Source organism: Rubrivivax sp. JA1026 (assembly GCF_011065555.1).
GTDB classification, from domain to species: Bacteria; Pseudomonadota; Gammaproteobacteria; order Burkholderiales; family Burkholderiaceae_C; genus Rubrivivax; species Rubrivivax benzoatilyticus.
Map to the genome: position 1 here is coordinate 618,737 of NZ_JAALCQ010000001.1, position 15,378 is coordinate 634,114.

Below are 15,378 nucleotides of genomic sequence, written 5' to 3' on the forward strand. Positions count from 1 at the left end.
TCAGGGTCCCGGGTCCGGCCAGCCCAGCAGTTCGGCCAGCCGGCGCACGACCCACCCGGCCTCGGCCGGTGCCAGGCCGGTGTCCTCGGCGCCGGCGACGGCGCGCATGCGCTCGAGCACGTCGGCCTCGGTGATGCCCAGCGCCAGCGGCAGCGTGCGTGCCGGCTCGGCCAGCATCTGGGCCATGTCCTCGCAGAGCTCGTGGCGGTCGGCGATCTCGCGCAGCGGCCGGTCCGCCCGCGTGCGGCCCTCCTGCAGGTACAGCGCGACGAAGGACGGGGGAAGGGCGAAGGCGTCGTTCACTCGGGGGAGGGGTGGCGGGTTCGGGATGGGCCTGAGCCGCCCGCGGCGGCGTCCCTGCCTATGATGGGCCGCACACGCCGCCCATGTCGAGCGATCATGCCCACGCCGCATCACCCGACGCCTCCCCGGCCGCCGGGCAGGTGCTGCCGCTGCGTGTCTTCCTGCGCCGCCTGATCTGGCTGTGCGTCGGGCCGATGCTGCTGCTCGGCGCGGCGATCGCGTTCTACCGCGTGCAGTCCAGCCTCGAGCAGCGCCAGCAGGCGGCCGAACGCATCGTCGCCCGCCTGACGCTGCTGGCCGACCAGATGCTCGAGTCGCGCCTGGCCGGGCTGATGATGCTGGCGCAGGGTGTCGATCCGTCGGCGTCTCTGGACGAGATGCGCCGCCTGGGCGAGAGCTACGCGCGCGGCTACGGCAGCCACGTGCTGCTCGTCGACGCCGACGGCCGGGTGGCGATGAACAGCCGCCTGCCGCAGGACGTCGAGCAGCCGCCGCTGCCGCGGCCGGCGGCGCTGGACGCGGCGCAGGCCGCGCTGCGCGAGGGTCGCCCGGTGGTCGGCAACCTGTTCGTGGGGCCCATCGCCGGGGTGCCGATCGTCAGCGTGGCGGTGCCGCTGCCGCCCGAGCCGGGGCGCAGTCCGCGCCTGCTGCTGAGCACCATCGAGGCGAGCCAGTTCCAGCCCTTGCTCGAACGCCTGCTGCTGCCGCCGGGCTGGTCGCTGGAGCTGCGCGACGCCGCCGGCCAGGCCGTCGCCCGGCGCGGCGAGCCGATCGTCGGCGAAGACGGCCGGCTGCGCAGCGCCGCGCTCGAGCGGGCCTCGTGGACGGCGGTGGTGCGCATCCCGCCGCAGGTGCTGCACGACGCGGTGGCTGCCGAGGCGCTGCCGCTGGTCGCGGGTGTGCTCGGTGCGACGCTGATCGGCGTGCTCGGCGGCACCATCGCCGGGCGCCGGCTCGGCCGCGACGTCGCCTCGCTGGCCGCGCCGGCCGGCACGCCCGAAGCGCAGAGTGGTGTCGCCGAGATCGCCGCCGTGCGTCGCCAGCTCGACGACGCCGCGCAGCGCCGCCGCCTGTCCGAGGACGCGCTGCGCCGCAGCCAGCTGCAGACCCAGCTGTCGATGGACGAGGCGGTGTCGGCTCGCGCCCGTGCCGAGGCCGCCGCCGCCAGCCTGCGCGAGCTCTCGCTGGCCGTCGAGCAGACCTCCAGCAGCATCGTCATCACCGACCCGGAGGCGCGCATCCAGTACGTCAACCAGGCCTTTCTCGACCAGACCGGCTACTCGCGCGAGGAGATCCTGGGCAGCACGCCCGAGCGCCTGCGCTCGGCGCGCACGCCGGCCGACACGGTGGCCTCGCTGTGGCGCACGCTGCAGGCCGGCGAGACCTGGCGCGGCGAGTTCGTCAACCGGCGCAAGGACGGCAGCGAGTACGTCGAGTCGGCCGTCGTCACGCCGCTGCGCTCGCCCGAGGGGCGCGTCACGCACTTCGTTGCCGTCAGCGAGGACATCACCGAGCGGCGGCGGCTGGAGCGCGAACTCGACGGCCACCGCCACCACCTCGAGATGCTGGTGGCCAGCCGCACCGCCGAGCTCGAGGCCGCGCGGGCGCAGGCCGACGCCGCCAGCCAGGCCAAGAGCGCCTTCCTGGCCAACATGAGCCACGAGATCCGCACGCCGCTGAACGCCATCCTCGGCTTCACCCACCTGATGCGCCGCGACGCGCCCGACGCCGTGACCGCCGAGCGCCTGGCGCGTGTGGACGGCGCGGCCCAGCACCTGCTGGCGGTGCTCAACGACATCCTGGACCTGTCCAAGATCGAGGCCGGCCGTCTCGAGCTGCACGAGCACGACTTCTCGCTGCGTGAACTCGTGAGCCGCTGCATCGAGCAGGTGGCCGAGCGCGCGCGCACCAAGGCGCTGCGGCTCGAGTCCGATGTCGACGACGTGCCCGACGTGCTGTTCGGCGACTCGATGCGCATCGCGCAGGCGCTGCTCAACCTGCTGAGCAACGCCGTCAAGTTCACCGAGCAGGGCGGCGTGTCGCTGCAGGTGCGGCTGCTCGCGCGCGAGGGCCCGTGGCTGCAGCTCGGCTTCACGGTGGCCGACACCGGCATCGGCATCGAGGCGGCCAAGCTCGGCCAGCTGTTCACCGCCTTCGCCCAGGCCGACGCCACGATGGCGCGGCGCTTCGGCGGCACCGGCCTGGGGCTGGCGATCACGCGCCGGCTGGCGCTGCTGATGGGCGGCGACGTCGCGGTCGACAGCCGCGTCGGCGAGGGCAGCCGCTTCTCGTTCAGCGTGCGGCTGCGCCTCGGCGAGACGGTCGTCGCCACGGCCTGCCCGGCCGTCGACGGCGAGGCCGAACTGCGTCAGCGCCATGCCGGCGCGCGCGTGCTGCTGGCCGAGGACAACCCGGTGAACCAGGAGGTCGGCCGCGAGCTGCTGGAGATGGCCGGCCTGTGCGTCGACGTCGCCGACGACGGCGAGGCGGCGGTGGCCTGCGCTGCGGCCGGCGACTACGCCGCGATCCTGATGGACATGCAGATGCCCGGCGTCGACGGGCTGGAGGCCACGCGCCGCATCCGTGCGCTGCCGGCCCACGCCGCGACGCCGATCGTCGCGATGACGGCCAACGCCTTCGGCGAGGACCGCCAGGCCTGCCTGGACGCCGGCATGGACGACCACGTCGCCAAGCCCGTCGACCCGGCGCAGCTGTACTCGGTGCTGCTGCACTGGCTCGGCCGCCAGGCGGCCGGGCGCGGTTGACCCGTCAGACGGCGGCGGCGAACTCGGGGATGCGCGGCACGACGTCGGCGACCGCACGCGACAGTTCGTCGCGCTCCAGCGGGTCCTGCAGCCGTTCGCGATCGGCGCTCGTCAGCGACTCGTCGTCGCCGCCGAGCAGGGCCAGCGGCACCAGCGCCGGGCCGTAGGCCGGGTCGTCGAACAGCGGTTCCCAGGCCGCGGCGTCCAGGCCGACAGCGGCCAGGAAGCCGATGCACCAGTCTTCGGCGTCGATGATCTCGCCGTCTTCGGTCTCGGCGACGCTGAACACCGGCTGCCAGTCGTCAGGGCGCGTCTTCAGCACGCTCTCGATGGCGTGCAGATGGCGCAGCACGAGGAAGACGACGCGCTTGCGCCGCTTGCCGCTGGCAAACGGTGCGGGCCCGTCGCCGTCGCCGCCCCAGATCACCGGCATCCACTCGCGGGTGTGCAGCCGTGCGAGGCTGCCGGGGCTGACGGCCAGAGCCGTCAGGTAACCGTCGAGCGCCTCGACGTTCATCGCCTCGTCGGCGGGGAGTTCCTGCAGCAGCGCGTCCAGCTCGTCGAGCTCCTCGTCGGCGAGCGGCGTGGTCTGCAGGGAAGGGTCGTATTCGGGATAGTCCACACTAGGGATTGTCCTATGACGCGGGCGGTTTTTGGCGTTGTCGATCAAGCCGGTCGCCGCCGGACGGTGCACGCGTCGTTCCCGCCCGACGCCCGCGTGCCGGCAAACGGACGTCGGCACGGCAAAACGCGGGCTTCGGCAGCACAATCGCCCGCTTTGCCCGACCCCTGATCCGGAGTGCCCGTGCCGAGCGACATCGACATCGCCCAGAACGCCCGCCTGCAACGCATCACCGACCTGGCCCGCGACCGCCTGGGCATCGCCGACGAGCACCTCGTGCCTTACGGCCACTACAAGGCCAAGCTCTCGCTGGACTACCTGCGCAGCCTGGAGTCGCGTCCCGACGGCAAGCTGGTGCTGGTGACGGCGATCACGCCGACGCCGGCCGGCGAGGGCAAGACGACGACCACCGTCGGCCTCGGCGACGCGCTCAACCGCATCGGCCGCAAGACCATCGTCGCGCTGCGCGAGCCCTCGCTGGGTCCGGTCTTCGGCATGAAGGGCGGGGCCGCCGGCGGCGGCCACGCGCAGGTGGTGCCGATGGAGGACATCAACCTGCACTTCACCGGCGACTTCGCCGCCATCGCGCTGGCCAACAACCTGCTGGCCGCGGCGATCGACAACCACGTGCACCACGGCAATGCGCTGGACATCGACGTGCGCCGCATCGGCTTCAAGCGCGTGATGGACATGAACGACCGCGCGCTGCGCCACATCACCGCCGGCCTCGGCGGCCCGGGCAACGGCGTGCCCCGCGAGGACGGCTTCGACATCGTCGTCGCCAGCGAGGTGATGGCCATCTTCTGCCTGGCCACGTCGCTGGCCGACCTGAAGCAGCGTCTGGGCAACATCGTCGTCGCCGAGACGCGCTCGCGGCTGCCGGTGCGCGCCCGCGATCTGAAGGTGCACGGCGCGATGGCGGTGCTGCTGAAGGACGCCTTCGCGCCCAACCTCGTGCAGACGCTGGAGCACACGCCGGCCATCCTGCACGGCGGCCCGTTCGCCAACATCGCCCACGGCTGCAATTCGGTGCTGGCGACGAAGACGGCGCTGAAGCTCGCCGACGTCGTCGTCACCGAGGCCGGTTTTGGCGCCGACCTGGGCGCCGAGAAGTTCCTCGACATCAAGTGCCGCAAGTCGGGGCTGCGGCCCGACGCGGCGGTCATCGTCGCCACCGTGCGCGCGCTGAAGCACCACGGCGGCGCGGCGCTGGCCGAGCTCGGCCGCGAGGACCTCGGTGCGCTCGAGCGCGGCCTGGACAACCTGCGCCGCCACGTCGACAACGTGCGCGGCGTCTACGGCCTGCCCTGTGTCGTCGCCGTCAACCATTTCAGCGCCGACACCGACGCCGAGCACGCGCTGCTGCGCGAGCGTGTGCGGAGCTGGGGCGTGCCGATCGCGCTGGCGCGCCACTGGGCCGAGGGCGGTGCCGGCGCCGAGGACCTGGCGCGCGAGGTCGTGCGCCTGTTCGAGCAGCCGAGCACGCCGCGTTTCGTCTACGACGACGACGACACGCTGTGGGAGAAGCTGCGCAAGGTCGCGACACGCGTCTACGGCGCCGCCGGCGTCGAGGCGCCGGCGGCGGTGCGCGCGCGCATCGAGCATCTGCAGGCCGAGGGTTATGGCCGCTGGCCGATCTGCATCGCCAAGACGCAGTACAGCTTCTCCACCGACGCCAAGCGCCGCGGCGCGCCCGAGGGCCACGTGCTCGACGTGCGCGAGGTGCGCCTGGCCGCCGGCGCCGAGTTCATCGTCATGGTCTGCGGCGACGTGATGACCATGCCCGGCCTGCCCAAGACACCCGCGGCCGAGGTGATCGACCTCACGGAGGACGGGCGCGTCGTCGGTTTATTCTGACCGTCGCTGCGCCATGTCCAACGCCGAACGCCTCTACAAGATCGAGCGCCTGATCCGCCAGCGCGGGCACGTCGCCTTCCAGACGCTGCTCGACGAGCTGGAGGTCTCGCGCGCCACGCTCAAGCGCGACCTGGAGTACCTGCGCAGCCGCCTGGGCGCGCCCATCGTCTACGACCGCGAGCTCAACGGCTACCGGCTCGACGAAGGCGCGCGCGGCACGCGCCACGAGCTGCCCGGCCTGTGGTTCGACGAGCGCGAGCTGTACTCGCTGCTCGCCGCGCACCAGCTGCTGGCCAGCCTGGACGACGACGGCACGCTGGCGCGCCATCTGCAGCCGCTGCTCGAACGCGTGCGCGAGATGATCGGCGGCGCCGAGGACAAGACGCTGATGCAGCGCGTGAGGATCGTCGCCGCGGCGCGCCGTGCGGTGCCGGCGCGCCATTTCGAACGTGTCGCCGAGGCGCTGCTGGAACGCCGCCGGCTGCACCTGCGTTACCTGACCCGCACGCGTGGCGAGCTCGGCGAACGCGAGGTCTCGCCGCAGCGCCTGGTGCACTACCGCAACACCTGGTATCTGGACGCCTGGTGCCACCGCGCCGACGGGCTGCGCCGTTTTGCGCTTGACGCGATGGAGCAGGCCGCGGTGCTGGAGCGCCCGGCGCTCGAGCTGCCGCTGGCGCGTGTGCAGGCCGAGATGGACGCCGGCTACGGCATCTACGCCGGCGGCACGCGGCGCTGGGCGACGGTGGCCTTCGCCGCGTCCGCGGCGGCCTGGGTGAGCCGCGAGGCCTGGCACCCCGAACAGCAGGGGCGCTGGCTGGACGACGGCCGCTACGAGCTGCAGCTGCCCTACACCGACGACACCGAGCTGGTGATGGACCTGATGCGCCACGGCGCCGACGCCGAGGTGCTGTCGCCGCCCGAACTGCGCGCCAAGGTCGCCGCGCGGCTGCGTGCCGCGGCCGCGGTCTACGCCGGCGACGCCCCGTCTTCCTCCAGCACCGCCGCGGGCGGCTCGACGACATGAAGGTCTGCATCCTCGGCGCCGGCGCGATCGGCGGCTTCATCGGCACCCGGCTCGCGGCGCGTGGCCAGGCGCAGATCGCGGCCCTCGCGCGCGGCGCGACGCTGGAGGCGCTGCGCCGTCACGGCTGGCGGCTGCAGCAGGGCGGCGAACTGATCCAGGCGCCGTGCGCGGCGGCGTCGGCCGACGCCGCCGAACTCGGTGTCCAGGACCTCGTCGTCATCGCCGTCAAGGGCCCGGCGCTGACCCCGGTCGCGCGCGGCATCGCGCCGCTGATCGGCCCGCGCACCGTCGTGCTGCCGGCGATGAACGGCGTGCCGTGGTGGTTCGGCCACGGTGTCGCCGCGCTCGGTGAGGCACCGCTGGAGTCGGTCGACCCCGGCGGTGTCGTCGGCGCGGCGATCCCGCACGAGGCCGTGCTCGGCTGCGTCGTGCACGCCGCGGCCTTCACCGCCGAGCCCGGTCTCGTCGTGCACAGGATGGGTGCCGGGCTGATCGTCGGCGAGCCGGGCGGCGGCGCCAGTGCGCGTGTCGACACGGTGGCGGCGCTGCTGCGCGACGCCGGCTTCGACGTCACCGCCTCGGCCGACGTGCGCCGCGAGGTCTGGTACAAGCTCTGGGGCAACCTGACGATGAACCCGGTCAGCGCCATCACCGGCGCCACCGCCGACCGTGTGCTCGCCGATCCGCTGGTGCGCGCGTTCTGCTCGCAGGCGATGCAGGAAGCCGCGGCGATCGGCGCGCTCGTCGGCTGCCCGATCGAGCAGACGCCGGAAGACCGGCATGCGATCACCGCCAGGCTCGGCGCCTTCAAGACCTCGATGCTGCAGGACGTCGAAGCCGGCCGGTCGATCGAGCTCGACGCCATCGTCGGCGCGGTGCGTGAACTCGGCCAGCGCCTGGGCCGGCCGACGCCGGCGATCGACGCGCTGTTCGGGCTGACGCGGCTGTTCGCGCGCCAGCGCGGGCTGTACACATGAAAACGCCGGCTCGAGGCCGGCGTTCTGGTGGCTGAGGCGACTCGGGAGGCGCCGCCCGGGCTCAGCGGCGGGCCTGGGCCGCCTCGGCGGCGGCGCGTGCGCTGTCTTCGCGCATGTGCTTCAGGAAATAACGCAAGTAGAACGCGCCCATTCCCAGCGTCACGACGATCACGGCCAGACTCATCAGGCCGACGTCGGTGGAAAAGAGGACGGTCATCGCATTCATGTCAGGGGCTCCTCGGCGGGCTTGATCTGTATTGATCGGTGACATTGGGCGCCCGACACAAGGCAAGAAACTTGTCATAACTCAAAGAACGAGCCCAGCTCTCGGACTCGTTCCAGATCCCGCCGCGGCACCCGGCTGGGCCACAATGGCACGATGGACCAGACCCTGCCGGACCCGCGGCGCCGCGAGGCGCTGACCGCTTCCGCCGCCGTCGCGGCACTGCTGCTGGCGCAGGGGCTGTGGCCCCGCCCGGCGGCTGCCGCGTCGCTGTCTCAGGCCTTCGAGGCCCGTTCGCTGGCCGAGCTGAACGCCGCGCTCGGCTGGCCGGCGCCGGTGCCGAGCCCGGCGGTCACGCTCGCCGGCCCGGACATCGCCGAGAACGGCGCCGCCGTCGAGCTGACGCTGGCCACGACGCTGCCCGGCGCACGCCGCCTGCTGCTGCTGGTCGAGAAGAACCCGGCGGTGCTGTCGGCGCTGTTCGAGCTCGGCGAGGCCGTGGTCCCGGAGTTCGTCATCCGCGTCAAGATGGCGCAGTCGTCCAACGTCTGGGCGGTGGCCACCACCGCCGACGGCCGCGTGTTCTACGCGCGCCGGGACATCCGCGTGACGCTCGGCGGCTGCGCCGCCTGAAGGGCAGGACATGGCCAGCGCCCCCATCCTTCTTCGCGCCCAGCTGCAGGGCGAGCGCACCGTCGTGCGCGTGCTGATGGCCCACGAGATGGAGTCCGGCCAGCGCAAGGACGGCGACGGCCGGCCGATCCCGGCCTGGCATATCCAGGACGTCGCCGTGACGCTGGAAGGCCGCCCGGTGCTGACGCTGCGCTTCGGCCCGTCGGTGTCGAAGAACCCCTTCCTGCGTTTCGCGCTCCGGGGCGGCAAGGCCGGCGACCGGGTCGGCGTCTCCTGGGTCGACACACGTGGCGAGCGCCGCAGCGCCGAGGCCGTGATCGCCTGATACGGCGTGGGAGCTTGCTGCGGGTTTCCCCGTAGTTCGCTGGCATAATCGACTACTTCTAGCCCGGCTGGTGGTGAATCCGCAGCCGGGCAGGCCAAAAGCCCGAATGGCATCGGGAGAGCCCGCGCGTCCACCCTTTTCGCGCGGCGCCGAAGGAGCAACCACCCCGGAAACTCTCAGGCACCACGGACCGATGCCCTGGATGAACTCTGAAGAAGCGCCGGCTGCGTGACGTCCGCCGGTGCGCCGAAGGAGCAAACGGCGCCGGGCGGCCGCTGTGAATCTCTCAGGTGTCAGGACAGAGGGGGTGACGCTGCGCAAGGGGCGCGGCGCCGGCATGCCTACGACGTCCTGCTGAGAGACCCGAACATGACTGCCTTCCATCCGCGCCTTTCCCTGCTTGCCCTGGCCTGCGTGGCCGTTTCCGCGTCGGCCGCCGAGCCGATCGTCGTCAAGATCGGCCACGTCGCCGCGCTCAGCGGCCCCGCCGCCCACCTCGGCCGCGACAACGAGAACGGCGTGCGCATGGCGATCCAGGAGCTGAGCGCCAAGGGCGTGCAGATCGGCGGCCGCCCGGTGAAGTTCGAGCTGCTCGCCGAAGACGACGGCGGCGACCCGAAGCAGGGCACCGCGGCGGCGCAGAAGCTCGTCGACAGCAAGGTCAACGGCGTCGTCGGCCACCTGAACTCCGGCACCGCGATCCCGGCCGCACGCATCTACAGCGACGCCGGCATCCCGCAGATCGCGCCGTCGGTGACCAACCCGCGCTACACCCGCCAGGGCTTCAAGACGACCTTCCGCATGGTCGCCGACGACGCCCAGCTCGGCGGCACGCTGGGCCGCTACGCGGTGCAGACGCTGAAGGCCAAGACCGTCGCCGTCATCGACGACCGCACCGCCTACGGCCAGGGCGTGGCCACCGAGTTCGAGAAGGCCGCCAAGGCCGCCGGCGCGAACATCGTCAAGCGCGAGTTCACCAACGACAAGGCGACCGACTTCACCGGCATCCTCACCGGCATCAAGGCCGCCAAGCCCGACGTCATCTTCTACGGCGGCATGGACGCCGTCGGTGGCCCGATGCTGCGCCAGATGAAGCAGCTCGGCATCACGTCGAAGTTCATGGGCGGCGACGGCGTCTGCACCGCCGAGCTGCCGAAGCTGGCTTCGGGCCAGGTGCCCGACGGCCAGGTGGTCTGCGCGATCGCCGGCGGTGTCGAAGGCGCGCAGAAGCCGGTGATGGACAAGTTCAAGGCCGACTTCAAGAAGAAGTTCGGCACCGAAGTGCAGATCTACTCGCCCTACACCTACGACGCGACCAAGGTGATGGTCGAGGCGATGGTCAAGGCCGGCTCGGCCGACCCGGCGAAGTACCTGCCGGTGCTGGCCAAGATCAGCGTCCCGGGCGTCACCGGCACGATCGCCTTCGACGAGAAGGGCGACATCAAGAACGGCGCGCTGACGCTCTACACCTTCAAGGGCGGCCAGCGCGAAGAGATCGCCGTCGTTCGCTGACGGCGGCGGCGGGCGGCACCCCCCGCGGGGGCCGCCCGCAAGCTCACAGCGCCAGCGCGTCGGCCCAGATGTTCTCGGCCCAGGCCTGCGCGTACAGCGCCTCGGCGGTGTTCCAGTCCTTGGACACGCCGACCGAGGCCGGCACCGCCTTGAAGGTCTTCTCGGCGGCGTCGTAAGGGTGCACCGAGGCGACGTGCACCGCGTGCGTCGCCGACAGGTAGCTGTAGCAGGTGTTCATCACCAGCGGCGCCGGGTTCACCGGCTCGCCGCGCAGCCGCTGGATCACCGCCGCCGCCGCCACCTTGGCGTGCTGGTTGGCCATGTGTCCGCTCTTGGGCATCAGCGGCGCCGAGAAGGTGGCGTCGCCGAGCACGTGCACGCCCGGCAGCGCCTGCGACTCCAGCGTCAGCCAGTCGACACCCACCCAGCGCCCGTTGACCGTCACCAGCCCCGCGTCCTGCGCCAGCCGGCCGGCGCGCTGCGGCGGGATGACGTTGAGCACGTCGGCCTTCACGTCCTCGAAGTCGAAACGCGCGAGCCGCCCCGAGACCTCGCGCAGCTCGGCGTTCGGCCGGTACTCGACGATGCCGGCGTAGTGCTCCTTGAACGCGCGCTCGAACAGCGCCTTCTTCGACTGGATCTCGGCATTGGCGTCGAGCACCAGCAGCTTGGCGCGCGGCCGCGCCTGCTTCAGCCAGCCGGCGATGACGGCGGCGCGTTCGTAAGGCCCCGGCGGGCAGCGGTAAGGGGCGCGCGGGATCGTCATCGCGACGACACCGCCGTCGGGCAGGGCCTCGAGCTGGCGGCGCAGCGCGACGGTCTGCGGCCCGGCCTTCCAGGCGTGCGTCACGGTGCCGGCGTCGAGTGCCGGCTGCAGGCCGGGGATCGCGGCGGTGTCGAAGTCGATGCCGGGCGCGACGATCAGCCGGTCCCAGGGCAGGGTGCTGCCGTCGGCCAGGCGCAGCAGGCGGCGTTCGGGGTCGATCGCCACGGCCTCGCCGCGCACCCGCTTGACGCCGGCGGCGGCCAGGCCGTCGTAGCCGCGCGTGATGTCGTCCAGCGTGCGCCAGCCGCCGAGCACCAGGTTGGAGATCGGGCAGGAGACGAACGCCGCCTCGCGTTCGACCAGCGTGACGTCGACGCCGCCCCACAGCCGCAGGTAGCGTGCCGCGGTGGCGCCGCCGAAACCGCCGCCGACGACGACGACACGTCCGGGTGTCGGCTTGACGACGCGGTTGCCGGCGCAGCCGGCCAGCGCCAGCGTGCCGCCGGCCAGCCCCGCGCCCAGCAGGCGGCGGCGCGAGAGGGCGAAACGATCGGGTTGCTGCATCGTGTCGCTCCTAGCGGGCGTCGGCCGGCCGGGCCGGCTGCGCCGCGAACCAGTGCGCCGCCAGCCGCAGCTGCTCGTCGCTGTAGCCGCGCAGGATCTGCGCCATGATCGTCGACGGCTGCGCGCCGCTGCGGTAGTCGGCGATCGACTGCAGGATGCGCTCGGCCGGCTGGCCCGCCAGCGACTTGATCGCCGTGCGCGAGTGGCCGTCGGTGCCGTGGCAGTTGGCGCAGGTGGCGGCGACCGAGCGCGCGGCCAGCGCCTCGTCGGCCCGCAGGTCGGCGGCGGCCGGCAGTGCCAGGCTCGCGGCGCCCAGCGCGACCAGCAGCGGTCGCATCGGCGATCTCATGTCGTTGTCCTCCGATCGTGGTGGGGTGGTGGGTTCAGCCGCAGCGTTCGATGCGCCGGCGCTGCAGCGCCAAGCCTGCGAAGCCGCCGAGGACCATAGCCGAGACGGCGATGGCGCTATGCGCGGAAAGCGTCGATAGACCTGCGATTCCTTGCCCGACGGTGCAGCCCAGCGCGGTGACGCCGCCGGTGCCCATCAGGACCGCGCCGACGAGATGGCCGGCCGTGTCCTCGGTGCCGGCGAAACCCTGCCAGCGAAAGCTGCGTGTGGCCAGCGCGACCGCGGCCGAGCCGGCGACGATGCCGGCGGCGCTGCAGATGCCGATCGTCAGCGTCTTGCGGCTGTCGCTGAAGAACAGCAGCCAGTCCAGGCCCCAGGCCAGTGGCGCGACCAGGCTCAGCGACTCCATGCGCCGCGAGTTCGTCGCCAGGAAGGCCGGCTCCAGCGTCTCGGGGTGTTCGGGCACGAAACCCAGCCGGCCCGACAGCCACCAGGCGGCGACCACCAGCACCCCGATCGCGGCGCCGCCGGCGACCTCGCGGCCGCGGCCTTCGGGCCGTGCCAGCACCCAGGCCAGCAGCGCCGCGGCCACCGCCGCGCCGAGCCAGGGGGCGAGCGTCTGCAGCGGCAGGCCGGTGGCGGCGGCCAGCGCACCGGCCGCGTCCTGGCCGGCCGGCAGCTCGAAGCCGACGCGGTCGACGCTGGCCACGCGCAGCACGGCGCTGACGCCTTTCATCGCCGCGAAGCCGCTGGCGCCGACGACGAGCACGACGACCAGCGACTTCAGGCTGCCGCCGCCCAGGCGCACCAGGTTGCGTGCCGCGCAGCCCGACGCCAGCACCATGCCCAGGCCGAACATCGCGCCACCGACGATCGCCGACAGCCAGCCCACGCGCGTGCCGCCGTACAGGCTGTCGGCCGCACGCACCCAGCCCAGGCCCACCATCAGGTGAAAGCCCAGCACCGCGACGGCGACGGCGGCGACCCAGGCCCGCAGCCGGGTGCGGTCGCCGAAGGCGAAGACGTCGGCCAGCGCGCCCATCGTGCAGAAGTGGGTTCGCTGCGAGACGGCGCCGAAAGCCGCGCCGATGACGAAGGCGCCGGCCAGCAGCAGGCGCAGGTGGGCGTCGAGTTCTTCCGCGGTGGGCATGGCGGCATTGTCGCGGCGGCTGCCGGCCGTCCCGGCGCACGGCTTGTGCGCGATGCGCATGTGCTTCTGCGCCAGGCAAGGAAGACGGTCGAGGCGTTCGCTTGATTGTCATCAAGGAATCGCGCAACGTGCCCCGGCGCTGCCGAGGCCTTGCCTATCATGCGCCCCGTTGGTGCTCGTCCCCGGCGTCTGCCGGGACAGTTCAACGGGAATCAGGAAGGGGCGACACGGTGTCGCCGGTTCGCCCCCAACCTGAGCTGCCCCCGCAACGGTAAGCGGTCGGAGCCCTCGCAGGCTTCCGCTCGTGTCGAATCCACTGGGTCAAGCGCCTGGGAAGGGCACACGGGTCGCGCCGCCAGCCCGGATACCGGCCAACGTGGGGGTGCGTGCGCCTGCGGCGCGGGCACCGTACAGCGGCGGCTGCGGGGAGGTGGTCGGCCGCGCCGACTCTGACTTTTTTCATGTCGACTTCCGTCCCGGGCTTGAACGCCCCGCTGCGCGCCTGCGCTCTCGCCACCCGTCTCGCCGTCGCCGCCGCCGTCGCGCCGGCGGCCTTCGCCCAGGCCGGCGAAGACCCGATCGTCATCACCGCCAGCCGTCTCGAAGAGCGTCTGTCGCAGACGCTGGCCGACGTCTCGCTCGTCGACCGCGCGGCGATCGAGCGCAGCGGCGCGAGCAGCGTCGCCGACCTGCTCGCCCGCCTGCCCGGCATCGAGATCAGCCGCAACGGCGGCCCCGGCGGCAGCACCAGCGTCTACATCCGCGGCGGCGAGACGCGCCACACCGCGGTCTACGTCGACGGCGTGCGCGTCGACTCGCAGAGCACCGGCGGCGCCGCCTGGGAGCAGATCGCGCTGGACCGCATCGAACGCGTCGAGGTGCTGCGCGGTCCGGCGGCCGCGGTCTACGGCTCGGACGCCGTCGGCGGCGTGGTGCAGGTCTTCACCCGCCGCGGCCAGGGCGCGCTGCGCGCCAGCGGCGGCCTGGGCTGGGGCAGCCGCGGCAGCCGGCTCGCCGACGCCGGGCTCTCGGGCTCGGACGGGCGCCTGGACTACGCGCTGTCGGCCGGCTGGAGCGACAGCAACGGCTTCGATGCGCGCGACGGCCAGAATCCCGATACCGACGGCTGGCGCCGCGGTTCGCTGCAGGCCCGCGTGGGCTGGCAGCTCGCGCCCGAGCACCGTGTCGAGGCCTCGATGACCGACAGCCACCTGAACGCCCGCTACGACGGCAGCTCGACGCGCGACGACCGCTCGCATCACGAACTGCGCACCGCCGCGCTGTCCTGGCGCGGCCAGTGGAACGAGCAGGCGCTGAGCAGCGCCCGGCTGTCCGAGTCGCGCAGCCTCTACGAGACCGAGCCGAGCATCTACCAGACGCGCACGCGCTTGCGCGACCTGACGCTGCAGCACGAGCAGCAGTTGCGGCCCGGCCAGCGGGTCTCGCTGACGCTGGAGCGGCGCGAGGACCGCCTGGACAACCTGGCCTCGGCCACGGCCGTGCGGCTGCAGGACGAACGTTCGCAGGACGGCGTCGCGCTGGGCTGGCGCGGCGAGTTCGGCGTGCATTCGCTGCAGGCCCACGCCCGCCACGACGACGACAGCGAGTTCGGCGGCAAGGGCACCGGCAGCCTGGCCTGGGGCTGGCGCTTCGCGCCGGCCTGGCGCCTGACGGCGTCGGCCGCGACCTCGTTCCGCGCGCCGACGCTGTACCAGCGCTTCAGCGACTACGGCGTCCCGAACCTGGTGCCCGAGAGCGGCCGCAACCTCGAGATCGGCCTGCGCCGCAGCGCCGGCGAGCACGAGATCGGCCTCGTCGCCTGGCGCAACAAGGTCGAGGACCTGATCGTCTTCGGCGCCGCCGGCCCCTGCGCCTCGAGCTTCGGCTGCTACGAGAACGTCGGCCAGGCGAGCTACGAGGGGCTGACGCTGTCCGGCCGCACGCGCGTCGGTGCCGTCGCGCTGCGCGCCTCGGCGGACTTCCACGACCCGAGGAACGAGGCCACCGACAAGCTGATCGCCCGCCGTGCGCGCCGCCTGGCGACGCTGGGCGCGGACACCGTGCTCGCCGGCTGGCGCCTCGGCGCCGAGGTCCAGGCCGCCGGCGAACGCTGGGACGACGCCGCCAACACCCGGCGCCTGGGCGGCTACGGCCTCGTCAACCTGAGCGCCGAGACCAAGCTCGGCAAGGGCCTGACGCTGCAGGCGCGCCTCGACAACGCGGGCGACAAGGACTACGCGCTCGCGCGCAGCTACAACGTCGCCGGCCGCAGCGCGCTCGTCGTGCTGCGCTGGGCGGTCTGAGC

The 15,378-nt window shown here is 72.9% G+C and carries 14 protein-coding genes and 2 riboswitches; of the genes, 8 read left to right on the top strand and 6 right to left on the bottom strand.

Features of this window, described 5'->3' with window-relative positions:
• Entirely contained in the window at positions 1-303 is a 303-nt protein-coding gene (locus G5B56_RS02815) for an ATPase with chaperone activity (RefSeq protein WP_164962261.1), read from the bottom strand.
• Positions 304-386: 83 nt separating this feature from the next.
• Here G5B56_RS02815 and G5B56_RS02820 point away from each other — a divergent pair, with 83 nt between their 5' ends.
• Entirely contained in the window at positions 387-3,068 is a 2,682-nt protein-coding gene (locus G5B56_RS02820) for a response regulator (protein WP_164962262.1), read from the top strand.
• Between the two features lie 4 nt (positions 3,069-3,072).
• On the opposite strand, the gene G5B56_RS02825 is transcribed toward G5B56_RS02820, so the two are convergent.
• Positions 3,073-3,690 carry a UPF0149 family protein gene (locus G5B56_RS02825; protein WP_009855968.1) on the bottom strand — a complete coding sequence of 206 codons (618 nt, stop codon included), beginning with the start codon at positions 3,688-3,690 and terminating at the stop codon, positions 3,073-3,075.
• 183 nt (positions 3,691-3,873) lie between these two features.
• Between G5B56_RS02825 and G5B56_RS02830 the strand changes: the two genes are divergently transcribed.
• From G5B56_RS02830 to G5B56_RS02840, 3 genes are read left to right on the top strand one after another with little or no spacing between them, the layout of a single operon-like run.
• Positions 3,874-5,547: a formate--tetrahydrofolate ligase gene (locus G5B56_RS02830; RefSeq protein ID WP_164962263.1), complete on the top strand. Its 1,674-nt coding sequence runs from the start codon at positions 3,874-3,876 to the stop codon at positions 5,545-5,547.
• 13 nt (positions 5,548-5,560) lie between these two features.
• The gene (locus G5B56_RS02835; RefSeq protein ID WP_009855966.1) at positions 5,561-6,574 is read left to right on the top strand and encodes a YafY family protein; all 1,014 of its coding nucleotides are present in this window, start codon (positions 5,561-5,563) and stop codon (positions 6,572-6,574) included.
• Positions 6,571-7,551 carry a 2-dehydropantoate 2-reductase gene (locus G5B56_RS02840; RefSeq protein ID WP_164962264.1) on the top strand — a complete coding sequence of 327 codons (981 nt, stop codon included), beginning with the start codon at positions 6,571-6,573 and terminating at the stop codon, positions 7,549-7,551. Before G5B56_RS02835 ends, G5B56_RS02840 begins: the two co-directional genes overlap by 4 nt.
• A 61-nt stretch (positions 7,552-7,612) precedes the next feature.
• Here G5B56_RS02840 and G5B56_RS02845 read toward each other — a convergent pair whose 3' ends face one another.
• The gene (locus G5B56_RS02845) at positions 7,613-7,777 is read right to left on the bottom strand and encodes a DUF3149 domain-containing protein (RefSeq protein WP_009855964.1); all 165 of its coding nucleotides are present in this window, start codon (positions 7,775-7,777) and stop codon (positions 7,613-7,615) included.
• 153 nt (positions 7,778-7,930) lie between these two features.
• On the opposite strand from G5B56_RS02845, the gene soxY reads away from it, so the two are divergent.
• The 3 genes from soxY to G5B56_RS02860 all read left to right on the top strand — a co-directional run bounded on the left by soxY (position 7,931) and on the right by G5B56_RS02860 (position 10,244).
• Positions 7,931-8,407, top strand: coding sequence for a thiosulfate oxidation carrier protein SoxY (gene soxY, locus G5B56_RS02850; protein ID WP_009855963.1), 477 nt, complete (start codon positions 7,931-7,933; stop codon positions 8,405-8,407).
• 10 nt (positions 8,408-8,417) lie between these two features.
• Positions 8,418-8,732, top strand: coding sequence for a thiosulfate oxidation carrier complex protein SoxZ (gene soxZ / locus G5B56_RS02855; protein ID WP_164962265.1), 315 nt, complete (start codon positions 8,418-8,420; stop codon positions 8,730-8,732).
• Positions 8,733-8,835: 103 nt separating this feature from the next.
• A riboswitch (glycine riboswitch) is annotated at positions 8,836-8,935 on the top strand.
• A 166-nt stretch (positions 8,936-9,101) separates the two neighbouring features.
• Complete coding sequence (locus G5B56_RS02860; protein WP_164962266.1) at positions 9,102-10,244, top strand: branched-chain amino acid ABC transporter substrate-binding protein; 1,143 nt, start codon at positions 9,102-9,104, stop codon at positions 10,242-10,244.
• A gap of 43 nt (positions 10,245-10,287) precedes the next feature.
• Here G5B56_RS02860 and G5B56_RS02865 read toward each other — a convergent pair whose 3' ends face one another.
• From G5B56_RS02865 to G5B56_RS02875, 3 genes are read right to left on the bottom strand one after another with little or no spacing between them, the layout of a single operon-like run.
• Positions 10,288-11,574 carry an NAD(P)/FAD-dependent oxidoreductase gene (locus G5B56_RS02865; protein WP_164962267.1) on the bottom strand — a complete coding sequence of 429 codons (1,287 nt, stop codon included), beginning with the start codon at positions 11,572-11,574 and terminating at the stop codon, positions 10,288-10,290.
• 10 nt (positions 11,575-11,584) lie between these two features.
• Positions 11,585-11,911: a cytochrome C gene (locus tag G5B56_RS02870; RefSeq protein WP_230763306.1), complete on the bottom strand. Its 327-nt coding sequence runs from the start codon at positions 11,909-11,911 to the stop codon at positions 11,585-11,587.
• 46 nt (positions 11,912-11,957) lie between these two features.
• Entirely contained in the window at positions 11,958-13,073 is a 1,116-nt protein-coding gene (locus G5B56_RS02875) for a YeeE/YedE family protein (protein ID WP_230763308.1), read from the bottom strand.
• Positions 13,074-13,226: 153 nt separating this feature from the next.
• Positions 13,227-13,464: riboswitch (cobalamin riboswitch) on the top strand.
• A 70-nt stretch (positions 13,465-13,534) separates the two neighbouring features.
• Between G5B56_RS02875 and G5B56_RS02880 the strand changes: the two genes are divergently transcribed.
• Positions 13,535-15,376 (top strand): TonB-dependent receptor domain-containing protein, encoded by a 1,842-nt coding sequence (locus G5B56_RS02880; RefSeq protein WP_240920630.1) that lies wholly within the window; start codon positions 13,535-13,537, stop codon positions 15,374-15,376.
• Positions 15,377-15,378 lie beyond the last annotated feature (2 nt).